19 protein-coding genes are annotated in these 13,274 nt (G+C 51.8%); 6 read left to right on the top strand and 13 right to left on the bottom strand.

Features of this window, described 5'->3' with window-relative positions:
* Window positions 1–128 precede the first annotated feature (128 nt).
* On the bottom strand, window positions 129–749 hold the full coding sequence (gene bamJ, locus AC6EMZ_RS12580; protein WP_498402859.1) for a BamJ family beta-barrel-assembly machinery protein: 621 nt from the start codon (window positions 747–749) through the stop codon (window positions 129–131).
* 233 nt (window positions 750–982) lie between these two features.
* Between bamJ and AC6EMZ_RS12575 the strand changes: the two genes are divergently transcribed.
* Window positions 983–1,618 carry an OapA family protein gene (locus AC6EMZ_RS12575; RefSeq protein WP_498402858.1) on the top strand — a complete coding sequence of 212 codons (636 nt, stop codon included), beginning with the start codon at window positions 983–985 and terminating at the stop codon, window positions 1,616–1,618.
* A 45-nt stretch (window positions 1,619–1,663) separates the two neighbouring features.
* On the opposite strand, the gene AC6EMZ_RS12570 is transcribed toward AC6EMZ_RS12575, so the two are convergent.
* The 5 genes from AC6EMZ_RS12570 to rpsF form a co-directional block, all read right to left on the bottom strand.
* Window positions 1,664–2,593 (bottom strand): DMT family transporter, encoded by a 930-nt coding sequence (locus tag AC6EMZ_RS12570; protein WP_498402857.1) that lies wholly within the window; start codon window positions 2,591–2,593, stop codon window positions 1,664–1,666.
* A gap of 153 nt (window positions 2,594–2,746) precedes the next feature.
* Entirely contained in the window at window positions 2,747–3,196 is a 450-nt protein-coding gene (gene rplI / locus AC6EMZ_RS12565; RefSeq protein ID WP_498402856.1) for a 50S ribosomal protein L9, read from the bottom strand.
* Between the two features lie 41 nt (window positions 3,197–3,237).
* Window positions 3,238–3,465: a 30S ribosomal protein S18 gene (gene rpsR / locus AC6EMZ_RS12560; protein WP_498402854.1), complete on the bottom strand. Its 228-nt coding sequence runs from the start codon at window positions 3,463–3,465 to the stop codon at window positions 3,238–3,240.
* A gap of 4 nt (window positions 3,466–3,469) precedes the next feature.
* On the bottom strand, window positions 3,470–3,784 hold the full coding sequence (gene priB / locus AC6EMZ_RS12555) for a primosomal replication protein N (protein ID WP_498402852.1): 315 nt from the start codon (window positions 3,782–3,784) through the stop codon (window positions 3,470–3,472).
* 6 nt (window positions 3,785–3,790) lie between these two features.
* Window positions 3,791–4,186 carry a 30S ribosomal protein S6 gene (gene rpsF / locus AC6EMZ_RS12550; protein ID WP_498402851.1) on the bottom strand — a complete coding sequence of 132 codons (396 nt, stop codon included), beginning with the start codon at window positions 4,184–4,186 and terminating at the stop codon, window positions 3,791–3,793.
* Between the two features lie 344 nt (window positions 4,187–4,530).
* On the opposite strand from rpsF, the gene yjfY reads away from it, so the two are divergent.
* Complete coding sequence (yjfY, locus tag AC6EMZ_RS12545; RefSeq protein WP_498402850.1) at window positions 4,531–4,806, top strand: DUF1471 family protein YjfY; 276 nt, start codon at window positions 4,531–4,533, stop codon at window positions 4,804–4,806.
* 79 nt (window positions 4,807–4,885) lie between these two features.
* Here the strand turns inward: yjfY and AC6EMZ_RS12540 are convergent, their stop codons facing one another.
* From AC6EMZ_RS12540 to ulaA, 6 genes are read right to left on the bottom strand one after another with little or no spacing between them, the layout of a single operon-like run.
* On the bottom strand, window positions 4,886–5,572 hold the full coding sequence (locus AC6EMZ_RS12540) for an L-ribulose-5-phosphate 4-epimerase (RefSeq protein ID WP_498402849.1): 687 nt from the start codon (window positions 5,570–5,572) through the stop codon (window positions 4,886–4,888).
* Entirely contained in the window at window positions 5,559–6,425 is an 867-nt protein-coding gene (locus AC6EMZ_RS12535; protein ID WP_498402848.1) for an L-ribulose-5-phosphate 3-epimerase, read from the bottom strand. The genes AC6EMZ_RS12540 and AC6EMZ_RS12535 overlap by 14 nt, the downstream gene beginning before the upstream one ends.
* Window positions 6,426–6,434: 9 nt before the next feature.
* Window positions 6,435–7,085: a 3-keto-L-gulonate-6-phosphate decarboxylase UlaD gene (gene ulaD, locus AC6EMZ_RS12530; RefSeq protein ID WP_498402847.1), complete on the bottom strand. Its 651-nt coding sequence runs from the start codon at window positions 7,083–7,085 to the stop codon at window positions 6,435–6,437.
* A gap of 13 nt (window positions 7,086–7,098) precedes the next feature.
* Window positions 7,099–7,566, bottom strand: coding sequence for a PTS ascorbate transporter subunit IIA (gene ulaC, locus AC6EMZ_RS12525; RefSeq protein WP_498402845.1), 468 nt, complete (start codon window positions 7,564–7,566; stop codon window positions 7,099–7,101).
* A 9-nt stretch (window positions 7,567–7,575) separates the two neighbouring features.
* Window positions 7,576–7,881: a PTS ascorbate transporter subunit IIB gene (gene ulaB / locus AC6EMZ_RS12520; RefSeq protein ID WP_498402843.1), complete on the bottom strand. Its 306-nt coding sequence runs from the start codon at window positions 7,879–7,881 to the stop codon at window positions 7,576–7,578.
* A 15-nt stretch (window positions 7,882–7,896) separates the two neighbouring features.
* Window positions 7,897–9,294: a PTS ascorbate transporter subunit IIC gene (gene ulaA, locus AC6EMZ_RS12515; RefSeq protein ID WP_498402842.1), complete on the bottom strand. Its 1,398-nt coding sequence runs from the start codon at window positions 9,292–9,294 to the stop codon at window positions 7,897–7,899.
* Between the two features lie 361 nt (window positions 9,295–9,655).
* Between ulaA and ulaG the strand changes: the two genes are divergently transcribed.
* Window positions 9,656–10,720, top strand: a complete 1,065-nt coding sequence (gene ulaG, locus AC6EMZ_RS12510; RefSeq protein ID WP_498402841.1) for an L-ascorbate 6-phosphate lactonase — start codon at window positions 9,656–9,658, stop codon at window positions 10,718–10,720.
* A 111-nt stretch (window positions 10,721–10,831) separates the two neighbouring features.
* Window positions 10,832–11,587 (top strand): HTH-type transcriptional regulator UlaR, encoded by a 756-nt coding sequence (ulaR, locus tag AC6EMZ_RS12505; protein WP_498402840.1) that lies wholly within the window; start codon window positions 10,832–10,834, stop codon window positions 11,585–11,587.
* Here the strand turns inward: ulaR and yjfP are convergent.
* Window positions 11,584–12,309: an esterase gene (gene yjfP, locus AC6EMZ_RS12500; RefSeq protein WP_498402838.1), complete on the bottom strand. Its 726-nt coding sequence runs from the start codon at window positions 12,307–12,309 to the stop codon at window positions 11,584–11,586. The two genes, ulaR and yjfP, sit on opposite strands and share 4 nt — an antisense overlap.
* Window positions 12,310–12,448: 139 nt before the next feature.
* On the opposite strand from yjfP, the gene bsmA reads away from it, so the two are divergent.
* Complete coding sequence (gene bsmA / locus AC6EMZ_RS12495) at window positions 12,449–12,778, top strand: biofilm peroxide resistance protein BsmA (protein ID WP_498402837.1); 330 nt, start codon at window positions 12,449–12,451, stop codon at window positions 12,776–12,778.
* A 136-nt stretch (window positions 12,779–12,914) separates the two neighbouring features.
* Window positions 12,915–13,202 carry a DUF1471 family protease activator YjfN gene (gene yjfN, locus AC6EMZ_RS12490; protein WP_498402836.1) on the top strand — a complete coding sequence of 96 codons (288 nt, stop codon included), beginning with the start codon at window positions 12,915–12,917 and terminating at the stop codon, window positions 13,200–13,202.
* Window positions 13,203–13,274 lie beyond the last annotated feature (72 nt).

Below are 13,274 nucleotides of genomic sequence, written 5' to 3'. Positions count from 1 at the left end.
ACGCGAAACAGCTCACAAAAATACACGCAACGCCTGCATTTGCAAGATAAAATGTCGATATCGATATAAGTATAGGTTTTAACACTCTTTCTTCCTCCCCCATCAGGGAAAGGAAGAAAGGTTGCCGATTACAGAATTTCCAGCAATTCTACTTCAAACACCAGGGTGCTGAATGGTGGAATTGAAGCACCAGCGCCACGCTCGCCGTAAGCCAGGTTTTGCGGGATAGTCAGTTCCCATTTAGAGCCAACCGGCATCAGGGTCAGCGCTTCGATCCAGCCTGGGATCACGCCGTTGACCGGGAATTCAGCCGGTTCGCCACGTGCAACGGAGCTGTCGAACACGGTGCCGTCGATCAGTTTGCCCGTGTAGTGTACGCGCACATGGTCGGTACGAGCCGGGATTGAACCTTCGCCCTGGCTGATCACGCGGAACTGCAGACCGGATTCGGTGCTGTTCACGCCGTCGCGCTCGCGGTTTTCGTCCAGGTATTTCACGCCGTCAGCAGCCATGCCTTCAAAACGCTCGCGACGTACGGCATCCGCACGCTCGTGAACTTCGCGCAGAGCGCGATGAACAACGTCTACCGGCACAGCGGGTTGTTTGCCTTCCAGCGCGTCAGCGATACCCGCCACCAGCGCTTCAGGTAACAGTCCTTCCAGGCCGGATTCGCTCAGTTGCTGTCCTACCTGCAAACCGATACCGTAGCTTGCCTGCGCTTCGATAGTGTCAAAAGTCGGGGTGGTCATGGGGGTTTCCTTCCATCACATTTAAAGTAGCGGGCAGCATAGCAGCCACGCCTTGATGGGTAAAACTTTGTCTGAAGTTAAGATGACAAACTGCGCCGAAACAGAAACAATAGAGATGGTTTAGATTTTTCTTAAATGCAGGTCACGGAAGGCGACTTTGTTACGCCGTTCAGGCAGTTAGCAAACTATACTTCCTACCACAGGAAAAAATGATGCGGAGCAGGAGGAAAGCCATGCCCGGGCGATTTGAACTGAAACCAACCCTGGCGAAAATCTGGCACGCGCCGGATAATTTTCGCATCATGGATCCGCTGCCGACGATGCATCGCAGAGGCATCATCATTGCTGCCCTGCTGGTGGTTGTAGGCTTCCTGCTTCCTTCTGGTGATGATGGCAGTGACGTGCAACAGCAAGTTAGCCGTAATGCACAGCTGGATATCCAGTCGCAATCACGTCCACAGCCTGAGCCGACGCAACTGGTGACGCCGACTAACGATCCGGGGCAAGTTGCGCCCGTCGAGCCTGAACCTGTCCAGGAAGAGCAGCCACAGGAGCAAGCCGCCGCGCCTGTCGAATCACAAGCTCAGCAGGCGACCGGCATCGAACAGCAATGGCGCTCTTATCGCGTCGAGCCAGGTAAAACGATGGCGCAGCTTTTCCGCGACCACAATCTGCCACCGACGGATGTCTACGCAATGGCGCAGGTAGAAGGTGCTGGTAAGCCCCTGAGTAATTTGCAGAATGGTCAGATGGTGCAGATTCGCCAGAACGCCAGCGGCGTGGTCACGGGGTTAACGATCGACACCGGAAATAACCAGCAGGTTCTGTTCACACGCCAGCCGGACGGCAGTTTTGTTCGTGCAAGGTAATTTGTAGGCCGGGTAAGGCGAAGCCGCCACCCGGCAATATTTTTCTCAGGTACTCTGCTTATTCACCCACCAAATTCCCGAGCACACTAGCACCAGGGCGATGGCATATTTGATATCCAGAATATTTTCGCCCAGGAATATTGCTGACAGCACCGTACCGGCCACCGGCACCACAAAGTTGAACGGGGCAATCATGCTTACGCGGTTCACTTTTAGCAGCACGCTCCACAGGGCGAATGCCACCGACGAGAGCAGCGTCAGGTATCCAAGGATCGCGGCGGCGGTAAAGCTATGCACTTCTAAAGTACCGCCTGTCGCATATCCTCCCACCACCAGTACCGCTCCACCGATGGCCAGCTGCCAGCCAGTCATTACCGTCGGATCAACGGTTTGCGAGATACGTTTCCCGTAAAGCGTGGCGGAAGAGAGAATAAACGCAGCCAGAATCACGAACCCATCCCCATTCCAGACAAAGTGAAAATCACTCAGGCCATGATTGAAGTTCACCAGCATGACGCCTGCAAACCCTAAAATGCAGCCCAGGGTTTTGTTATAGCTGAGTTTGTCGTTCTGATAGATAAAGTGCGCCAGCAGCACGCTGAAAAAGGTACCGGTCGCATTCATGATCGAACCGTTCACACCTGTCGTATAGGCGAGGCCTATATAAAAGAAAGTGTACTGGATAGTGGTTTGCGTCAGACCCAGGATAGTCAGTTGCCCAAACTGGCGCGGGCTTAATCTGGCGATCGGCTTGCGCTGAGCAAGCGCAAATAACAGAAGCAGCGCACCGGCAAACAGAAAGCGATATCCGGCAAAGACCACTTTAGACGGGATATCGTCGGTTGCGATGTGGAAAAGTTCATAGCCACTTTTTATGGCTGGATAGGAGCTACCCCACAGCAGACAACACAGCGTAGCACAGGCATAAGCGACATTTTTACGAGCAAAAACAGGCGTAGGCAGAGCGGTGTCCATAGCAAATCTCAAAGATAAAATTGCGTTTCATTTTATTATCGAAGAATGCGGCAGGAATAGCTACCATACAAGAAGAGATAAAGCATTTTGGCAGGACTTAAAAAGCAAAACGCCGGCACAAGGCCGGCGCTTCGACGCGAGCTAAGTAATAAATTACGCAGCTACAACGTTAACAACCAGTTTAGCGAAGACTTCGCTGTGAACCTGGAAGTCCACTTCGTGCTCACCAGTGGTACGCAGAACGCCGTTCGGCATGCGAACTTCGCTCTTAGCCACTTCAACGCCAGCTGCAGTTACAGCGTCAGCGATGTCGCGGGTACCAATGGAACCGAACAGTTTACCTTCGTCGCCTGATTTAGACGCGATGGTTACGGTGCCCAGTGCGTTGATTGCTTCAGCGCGAGCGTTAGCAGCCGCCAGAACGTCAGCCAGTTTGGCTTCCAGTTCAGCACGACGTGCTTCGAAAAACTCTACGTTTTTCTTAGTAGCTGGAACAGCTTTACCCTGTGGTACCAGGAAGTTACGTGCGTAACCCGCTTTAACGTTAACCTGATCACCCAGGCTGCCCAGGTTTGCTACTTTATCAAGCAGAATAACTTGCATTACCTTATCCTCTTAAAGTCGTATTAATGGACTGTGCCCGATTACTGATGACGATCAGTGTACGGCAGCAGGGACAGGTAGCGAGCGCGTTTGATAGCGCGAGCCAGCTGACGCTGATATTTTGCACGAGTACCGGTGATACGGCTTGGGACAATCTTACCGCTTTCGGTGATGTAGTTTTTCAGCGTTGCGACATCTTTATAGTCGATCTCTTGAACGCCTTCCGCGGTGAAACGGCAGAACTTGCGACGACGGAAATAACGTGCCATATGGCTAGTCTCCAGAATCTATCAAATCAATCTGCTCGGCATGCAGAACCATTTTGCTCAAGCCGTTCTTTGCCTTGTGGCATGAAATGAACCCTTGAACGGTTACTGCGCTACCGACCGTTAAACTGTGAGTAATGGCCTGGTTTTCGTGTCCGCTAAAAATAACGGGCATTTGGCACCACGCCTGCCGGTGAAAACCGGCTTCCTCCTGCACAGAACGATGCTCAAGCACGAACTGGCAATGAGGAATTCCTGATGGGCTGACCTTACGAAGGGGGGTCCTGCACACGGTACCGGACAACACCAGACGGTTGGTCATCAGAAATTACTCTTCAGAATCCCCAGCATCAGAATCATCTGCGGTTTCGCTTGCGAAATCATCGCGACGCTCACGGCGCTCGTCTTTCGCTTTAACCATCGGAGATGCTTCGGTAACTGCGTTCTTAGTACGCATTACCATGCTACGGATAACGGCGTCGTTAAAGCGGAAGTTAGTTTCCAGCTCATCGATCGCTTCCTGCGGAGCTTCAACGTTCAGCAGAACGTAGTGAGCTTTGTGCAGTTTGTTGATCGGATAAGCCAGCTGACGGCGACCCCAGTCTTCCAGACGGTGGATCGTGCCTTCTGCTGCAGTGATTGCACCAGTGTAGCGTTCGATCATACCCGGAACCTGTTCGCTCTGGTCAGGATGGACCATAAAAACGATTTCGTAATGACGCATCGAATTGCTCCTTACGGATTATTCAGCCTCCTGTCTGGGTCAGCCGAGGCCCATGGAGGCAAGGAACGTGTTAAAGGTCGGCCGAAAAATTGACGCGCCATTCTAATTGCGAACCCCCATAAACTCAAGTCGATTACGCAAATAATTCGCACTAAGCGCAAAGCCAGTCTAAGTAGATGATTTAAAATTAATCACATCTGGAAGCGCCATTTTTTTGAACAACAGCATCAGAAATGGTCGCGATTCCTCATTAAAGAAGCGATTACACTTTAATCAGACCCCATCCAAAGACACATAAGGAGAGGTAAAAACCGTTACACACACGTTGTCATGGAGCGTAAATCATGAAAAACATCGCAATTGCCATTCTGGCTGTGCTTTTGCTTAGTGCAAACGCGATGGCAGCCATCAAGATCGACAGTCGACAGGCCAGAAATATGGATGATGTGCGGAGCTTAGGCGTAATTTACATTAATCATAACTTCGCCACTGAAAGTGAAGCAGATCGCGCGCTTAACGAAGAGACCGAAGCGCAGGGCGCACAATATTATCACGCGGTGTTAACCCGCGAGCCCGGCAGCAACGGCAACATGCATGCCAGCGCGGATATCTACCGATAAGACTTTGACGCTAGCACCAGGAAAGCCAACAACGAGAACATAGCCATAGTTTGACTTGCCCCCTGCCCGGGGGCTTTTTTTATTTCTGTCCGTAATAGGCGTCTGGACCGTGTTTGCGTAGGTAGTGTTTATTCATCAGATAGCTGTCGATAGGATGCAACTGGGGGTTAATCCCACGCGCAATCCACGCCATTTTGGCGACTTCTTCCATCACCACCGCGTTGTGCACCGCGTCGTGAGCATCTTTGCCCCACGAGAACGGACCGTGCTGATAGACGACGATACCCGGCGTATGCAGGGGTTCGCGCGCTCCCAGCGTTTCGATAATCACGTTGCCGGTGTTTAACTCGTATTCGCCCTGCACTTCTGCTTCCGTTAAGGCGCGAGTACACGGAATATCACCGAAGAAATAGTCCGCATGTGTGGTGCCCAAAGCCGGAATGGACAGCCCCGCCTGCGCCCAGGCGGTGGCATGCGTCGAGTGGGTATGCACGACGCCACCGAGGGACGGATAACGTCGATAAAGCGCAAGATGCGTAGCGGTATCAGACGACGGGTTCCATTTGCCGTCGATAACGTTACCGTGTAAATCCACGACAACCATATCTTCAACGGTCATGGCGCTATAGGCCACACCGCTGGGTTTAATCACGACCCGACCCTGCTCGCGATCGATAGCGCTGACGTTCCCCCAGGTGAAAGTGACCAGGCCGTAGCGCGGCAATTCCATATTGGCGTCAAAAACCTGCTGCTTAAGCTGCTGCATGATTAGCCTCCAGCAATCCCGCACGTGTCATACGTTCACGAACCCAGTCACGCGCATTGGCAACGTCTGTTTCTGGGCTCTCTGACGTTTCGCTCCACATTTCAATCAGGTATGGCCCACAATAGCCGCTCTGCTTGAGGGTCTTGAAGCACTGTTCAAAGTCCACCACCCCGGTGCCAAACGGTACATTCTTGAATACGCCAGGACGTGTATCTTTAACATGCACGGCGACGATATGCCCTATCCCTGCCTGCAATTCCATTTGCACATCGTTATCCCACGCCGACAAATTGCCGATATCAGGATAAAGCTGGAACCACGGGTTATTCAGGTAATGCGCATAGCCGAGCGCCTTGCTGATGGAGTTCATCAGCGGATAATCCATGATCTCCATCGCCAGCGTCACCTGCGCACGACTTGCCATTTCGACGCTCTCATTCAGACCATCGCGAAAACGGCGACGCGTTTCGTCGTTAGCGTCCTGATAATAGACGTCATAACCCGCCAGTTGAATCACGCGGATACCCACATCTTGCGCAAACTTGATGGCTTTACGCATGATGTCCAGACCCTGGTCGCGAACCGCATCATCTTCGCTGCCAAGCGGAAAACGGCGATGGGCGCTCAGACACATTGACGGCACACGAACACCTGTTTCTGCCACCGCACTGACCAGCGCCAGACGCTCCTCACGATTCCAGTCAAGGCGCGCAAGACGTCCGTCAGTTTCATCTACCGACATTTCGACGAAATCAAAACCCAGCTTTTTGGCCAGCATCAAGCGTTCAAGCCAGCCCTCCCCGGCGGGGAGGGCTTTCTCATAAATACCTAACGGGACTTGTTTAGACAACATACCCGCTCCTTATCCCCACAGCTGGGCGATTGAGCGTTTGAACTGACGCGCGGCTTCGACCGGAGAAGCAGCATCGCGGATACTGCGGCCTGCAATAAACACATGAATAGGGATGCCCTGGAACAACGGCAGATCTTCCAGCGCCAGGCCGCCCGTTACGGTGACTTTAAAGCCCATATCTGCCAGACGTTTGATAGCGGTGATATCCGCCTCGCCCCAGGCCACACCGGCGGCCTGCGCGTCACGACTGCGGTGATAGACAACCTGCTGAATCCCCGCATCACGCCACTCCTGCGCCTGCTCCCAGGTCCAGTAGCCGGTCAGTTCGATCTGAACGTCGCCGTTGAACTCTTTTGCCACGTCCAGCGCGCCTTTGGTGGTGTTGATATCCGCACAGCAAATCACGGTGACCCAGTCGGCGTTGGCTTCGAAACACATACGGGAGAGGATTTTTCCCGCATCGGCAATTTTGGCATCCGCCAGCACGATTTTGTGCGGGTACAGTGCTTTCAGATCGCGTACGGCGCGCACACCTTCCGCGACGCAAAGAATGGTACCGACTTCGATAATGTCCACTTCATCTGCAATCAGGCGTGTAGTTTCATACGCAGAAGACATGGTTTGGTTATCCAGCGCGACCTGCAACATTGGTAATGACATTTTCAATTCCCTCTTAAACTGCCGCCGCATTGGCGCGATCGATTAAATTCAGTACTTCCTGCTCGGTACGGCAGGCGCGTAAACGGTCGAAGTTGGCTTCGTCGTCAAACAAGTTAACGATCTGCATGATGCCCACTTCCTGATGCGTGTTGGCATCAACCGCTGCCATGGTGATCAGGATGTCGACCGGATCGTTATCTTCATGGTTAAACACCAGCGGCGTTTTCAGTGTGACCAGCGCAAAGCCGGTTTTTTTGACGCCCTCTTCCGGTCGACCGTGTGGCATAGCCAGCCCGGGAGCGATAACAAAATAGGGTCCGTGCTGGGCAACACCATCCAGAATGGCCTGGTAGTAGCGCGGCTCGACAACGTCCGCTTTGACCAGCAGATCCACGCTCAGCTTGACGGCTTCCTGCCAGGTATTGGCCTCGGCCTGTAACAGAATGGAGTTATTCTCCGCCAGCGAATCACGTAGTTTCATGACGCGTCCTTATTTCAGATCGTTCGGAAAGTGCGCGTTGATCACTTCCATCAGCTTGGGACCAAAATCAGCGGCAGAAAGCATATTGCGCACGCCCACCACATATTTATTGCCTGACACCGTGATTTCACCAGCAATATGGGTCGAGGCGATGATGACATCCGCACCGCTGAGCTCGCTTTTATACTCACCTACGGCGCAGCTATTCACCGTATGATTAACACCCTGCTCGGTCAGGAACTGGTCCACTTTCATTTTCATGATCATGGAGCTGCCTTGGCCATTTCCACACACAGCCAGAATACGTACGGTCATAATCAGAACTCCTTATTAAGCAGAATGCTCTGCCAGTTGTTTTTCTGCGTCTTCTTCAGCGCGAAGCGCGCGACCCGCGAAGACCATATAAGCCAGGGCAATCAAGATAATGACGGCCATAAAGACGATGCCGACGGAAGCAAAGCCTTGCATCATTGGTGGTGCCAGAATTGACCAGTCCGCCATACCCATCCAGGCGCTCATTCCGGTGAGTTTTACCGCCCAGACGCAGCCGAAGATTTCAATCATGCCCATCACCAGACAAATTTTGAGCGCAGCGCGCCAGCCGCCGAAGTGGTTAGCAAACACGCCGATGGTGGCATTGGAGAAGAACATCGGGATAAAGCCCGGGATAATCAGAATGGAAGAGCCGCAGCCCACGAGAATGCCAACGGCAATCAGCTGGCCAATCGTGCCCCACATAAAGCCCCACACTACCGCGTTTGGCGCAAAGCTATAGATTGCCGCACAGTCGATGGCGAGCACGGCACCAGGAATAAGACGCTGGGAGATCCCGTTAAACGCTTCAGAGAGCTCTGCCACGAACATCCTCACACCCTGGGTGATGATGAAAATCGCCACCGCAAACTGGAAGCCCGTCTGCAGAATGTAGATAGTCCAGTGGGTTTTCCCCGCCATCGCCTGTACAACGTCGATGCCGAAAGAGAGCAGAATGGCGCCAAAGAAGATGGTCATGACAATCGCCGTGGAGACAATATTGTCGTGGAAAATATTCAACCAGCCAGGCAGCTTGAGGTCTTCAACGCTCTCTTCTTTCTTGCCGAGGAACGGAGCGACTTTATAGGCTAACCAGGATGCAAACTGCTGTTGGTGACCAATGGAGAATCCGCAGCCGTCGGTCACTTCCTGGGTTGGCTTGTACATCATGTTGGAGGTGATGCCCCAGTAGAGTGACACCAACACGGCCGTACAGATGATGGTTGTCCACATCGGATAACCGAAGATAAAGAAGAATACCGCGATAAGCCCAGCCTGCTGGAACATGATATGGCCGGTAAGCATGATGGTTCGTATGCCCGTTATGCGACGCAGCAGAACATAAATAATGTTCAATGCCAGTGCGAGCAGGACCGCATACCCCACCCAACTGTAAGCCTCGCCCATTCGTTCAATGGTCGCCATCATGGAGGCGTAGGTGTCTGAGATAGCGCCGTTAATGCCATAAACTTCGGACATCTTGGCGACAACAGGCTTGAAGGTGCTAGTTAAAATGCCAGAACCTGCCTGCAATAGCATAAAACCGATAATCGTTTTGATGGTCCCTTTGACAATCACGCTGACGCTTTTGCGCAAAAGGATATAGCCAAGACATGTCACAATACCCAGTAACAGCGGCGCATTGGTCATTACCTGATTGAAGAAGACGGTAAAGACGCTGTAGAGAATTTCCATAGCACTCTCCAGAAAGTGAATACACGAAGGTCAACCTCCGTGCGTTAAGTGCCCTCACTCTAGTAATCACAAATAATCACCACAAGATTGAATTTGATTATTTGTGACCCATCACGCAAATTATTTCCCTGCAGTTAATAGTGATTTTCATTACTAAAATGGAAGTTAGCATTTATTCATTAAATTCATGTAATTAAGTACAAATTAAAACGAAGAGTGCGTCTTGTCACCTTTTAGGGTACGAAGGTATTACCCGCACAAATCTGCAAAAATGCCGTTGCATTGCTGATTCAATGATGACAACATCAATCATAACAAATCACTATATGATTAATTATGATTAAACGCAGGGAGTCAAAAGATGAGTAAAGTGAAAAGCATCACCCGTGAGTCCTGGATTCTTAGTACTTTCCCGGAATGGGGTAGCTGGCTAAACGAAGAGATCGAACAGGAACAGGTTGCGCCAGGTACGTTTGCCATGTGGTGGCTGGGCTGTACCGGAATTTGGCTTAAATCTGAGGGTAGTACCAACATCTGCGTCGATTTTTGGTGCGGGACAGGTAAACAGAGCCACGGCAACCCATTGATGAAACAAGGCCATCAGATGCAACGCATGGCAGGGGTGAAAAAATTACAGCCTAACCTGCGCACCACGCCGTTTGTGCTGGATCCTTTCGCCATTCGTCAGATCGACGCCGTCCTGTCTACCCACGATCATAACGATCATATTGACGTCAATGTGGCCGCTGCCGTCATGCAAAACTGTGCAGACGATGTTCCCTTTATCGGCCCGCAGACCTGTGTTGATTTGTGGATTGGCTGGGGCGTACCAAAAGAGCGCTGTATCGTCATGAAACCGGGCGACGTGGTGAAAATCAAAGACGTTGAGATTCATGCTCTTGATGCGTTTGACCGTACCGCGCTCATTACCCTGCCTGCGGATCAAAAAGCAGCAGGCGTTCTGCCGGACGGTATGGACGAGCGTGCGGTGAACTATTTGTTCAAAACGCCTGGCGGTTCGTTGTATCACAGCGGTGATTCACACTACTCAAACTACTATGCGAAGCATGGCAACGAGCATCAGATTGACGTTGCGCTCGGTTCGTATGGCGAGAATCCACGCGGGATCACCGACAAGATGACCAGCGCTGATATGCTGCGCATGGCCGAAGCGCTGAACACCAAAGTGGTTATCCCCTTCCACCATGACATTTGGTCAAACTTCCAGGCCGATCCGCAGGAAATCCGCGTACTGTGGGAGATGAAAAAAGACCGCCTGAAGTATGGCTTTAAGCCGTTCATCTGGCAGGTCGGCGGCAAGTTTACCTGGCCGCTGGATAAAGATAATTTCGAATACCATTATCCGCGCGGTTTCGAGGATTGCTTCACTATCGAGCCCGATCTGCCGTTCAAATCTTTCCTTTAATACCGGAACTTCCCTCGCCAGGCCATGTGCCTGGCGATGTCATATTTTGCTTAGTATTTTCAGGCTATTTCAAATATCATCTTTAAAAATCAATTATTATCGGAATAGCTCATGACGGAAGCGCAACGGCATCAAATTCTACTGGAACTCCTGGCGCAAACAGGGTTTGTCACCGTCGAACAAGTGATTGAACGTTTAGAAATTTCCCCGGCAACAGCGCGCCGCGATATCAATAAGCTTGATGAGAGCGGCAAGCTGAAAAAAGTGCGTAACGGCGCAGAGGCTATTAGCCAGCAGCGTCCGCGCTGGACGCCGATGAATATTCATCAGGCACAGAACCACGACGAAAAAGTGCGCATTGCCAGAGCGGCCTCTCAACTTGTCAATCCAGGCGAAAGCGTGGTCATAAACTGCGGGTCCACAGCCTTTTTACTAGGGCGTGAAATGTGCGGCAAGCCGGTACAAATCATCACCAACTATTTACCATTAGCCAACTTCCTTATCGATCAGGAACACGACAGTGTGGTGATCATGGGGGGGCAGTATAATAAGAGCCAGTCCATTACCCTCAGCCCCCAGGACAGCGAAAACAGCCTCTACGCCGGACACTGGATGTTCACCAGCGGTAAAGGCCTGACGGCAGACGGGCTGTACAAAACGGATATGCTCACCGCGATGGCGGAGCAAAATATGCTTAACGTAGTCGGCAAACTGGTGGTGCTGGTCGATAGCACAAAAGTGGGCGAGCGCGCGGGAATGCTGTTCAGTCGCGCAGAGCAAATCAACATGGTCATTACCGGCAAAAATGCTAACCCACAGATCCTGCAAAAGCTGGAGGATCTGGGAGTGAAGATCCTGCTTGTTTAAAGGTGCCGATGGAAGAAGTCGACGGTGGCATCAAGTGCCGTCGGCGTAATGCGATGCCGTACGCCCTCCTCCCATAGGCACGTTAAGTTTTGACTTAACCCGTCCCGTAATAACGCCTGTTGAAGCCTGAACGTCTCAGCGGCAGGTACGATATCATCCGCCTCGCCATGCCACAGCAGCAGCGGGCGATCGGCCAGACGCGGCAACGCGTTCATCACATCCCATTCCGCCAGAGACATCAGTACAGCGTCAATATTCTCGCGAGGCGGGAAAAGGGTATGGGCAAGCGTGGTGAAATACCCGGACCCCATCAGACTCGCGACACATTTCACCTCAGGGTGATGCGTCATGATACCCAGCGCGGTCATTCCGCCCATTGAGGCTCCCGCTACGGCAAGGCGTTCGTCTGCTACCAGCCCTGCCTGATAAAGCGCGTCCCGCAACCCAGCGAACTCAACAAGACTCCCGTGCAGAATTTGCCAGAATTGGCCCAAACGTCGCTGGTCATCGCCCGCAAAACGCGAGCCGTGATCGGGCGCATCGGGCATTACCACGCGAAATCCCGCCTGTGCCAACGCGACGGCAAAATAGCTGTAAACCAGTTTTGAAGAGGTAAACCCATGATAAAAAATAACAACCGGCAAGGGTTGCTCACCGAATCCTGCCGGAAAAGCATGTAAAATCTCATGGGCACCAAGCCGCTGCGTCTTAAGTTCAATCATGGTCGCTCCTTACGTTCGTTGGGTGATTCATAATGTTGAGAACTGGATTACGCTTTCACGATATTTTCATTCGAAATTTACGTCACAGATAACAGTTTGGGAACATTCCCCCAAAAGGAAATTCGCAGACATCTACACTATGACTATCAGGAAACGAGATATGGTTATGCGCAGGTTTACTGCTTTATTGCTGGTATCGCTGTTAGCAGGCTGTAGTGCGCTGCAAGGAACACCTCAGCCCGCTCCACCGCTTGCCGATCACCCTCAGGAGATTCGCCGTAATCAGACGGAAGGATTACAACGAATGGGCACGGTCACCGCGCTCGTTCGCGGCTCCCCGGATGATGCGGAAGAGGCAATCAAAGCAAAAGCCGTCGCAGCCAAAGCAGATTATTACGTCGTTATTATGATTGATGAAACGATCATTACCGGGCAATGGTATTCGCAGGCCATTTTGTATCGCCAGTAACGTTCGGAATTTAAGCGACATTTACACTGCTTTGCGTGCATAGACGTTTTCCTGTCCACAATAAACTCCATGCCTGTGACAATGGAAGTGAGTTTATTTGCGAAGGATTGCCCGGCGGATACCGGAGACATGTGAAATGGAGCTGACAATGAAACGATCTCTTGCTTTGACCTCACTGCTGCTCTCAGCTGGCCTGATGAGCACAACCGCGCAGTCAGCAGAGTTTGCCAGTGCTGATTGCGTCACAGGCTTAAATGAAATCGGCCTGATCTCCGTGAATAATATTTCAGGGAGCCCGCAAGACGTTGAACGTGTGATTGCCTTAAAGGCGGATGAGCAGGGAGCGTCATGGTACCGCATTGTTCAGATGCAGGAGGATATACATGTTGATCAGTGGCGAGTTAAAGCCATTCTCTACGCCTGACACGTTCCTATAAAAGCCACTCAATATCAGTGGCTTTTCTATTTTACATGACCCGCCCTGGATAATTAACCC

The sequence above is a fragment of the Enterobacter sp. SCRI0065 genome, assembly GCF_059766475.1.
The sequence above is the reverse complement of the archived record's forward strand: the minus strand, read 5'-3'. Positions and strand labels throughout refer to the sequence as shown.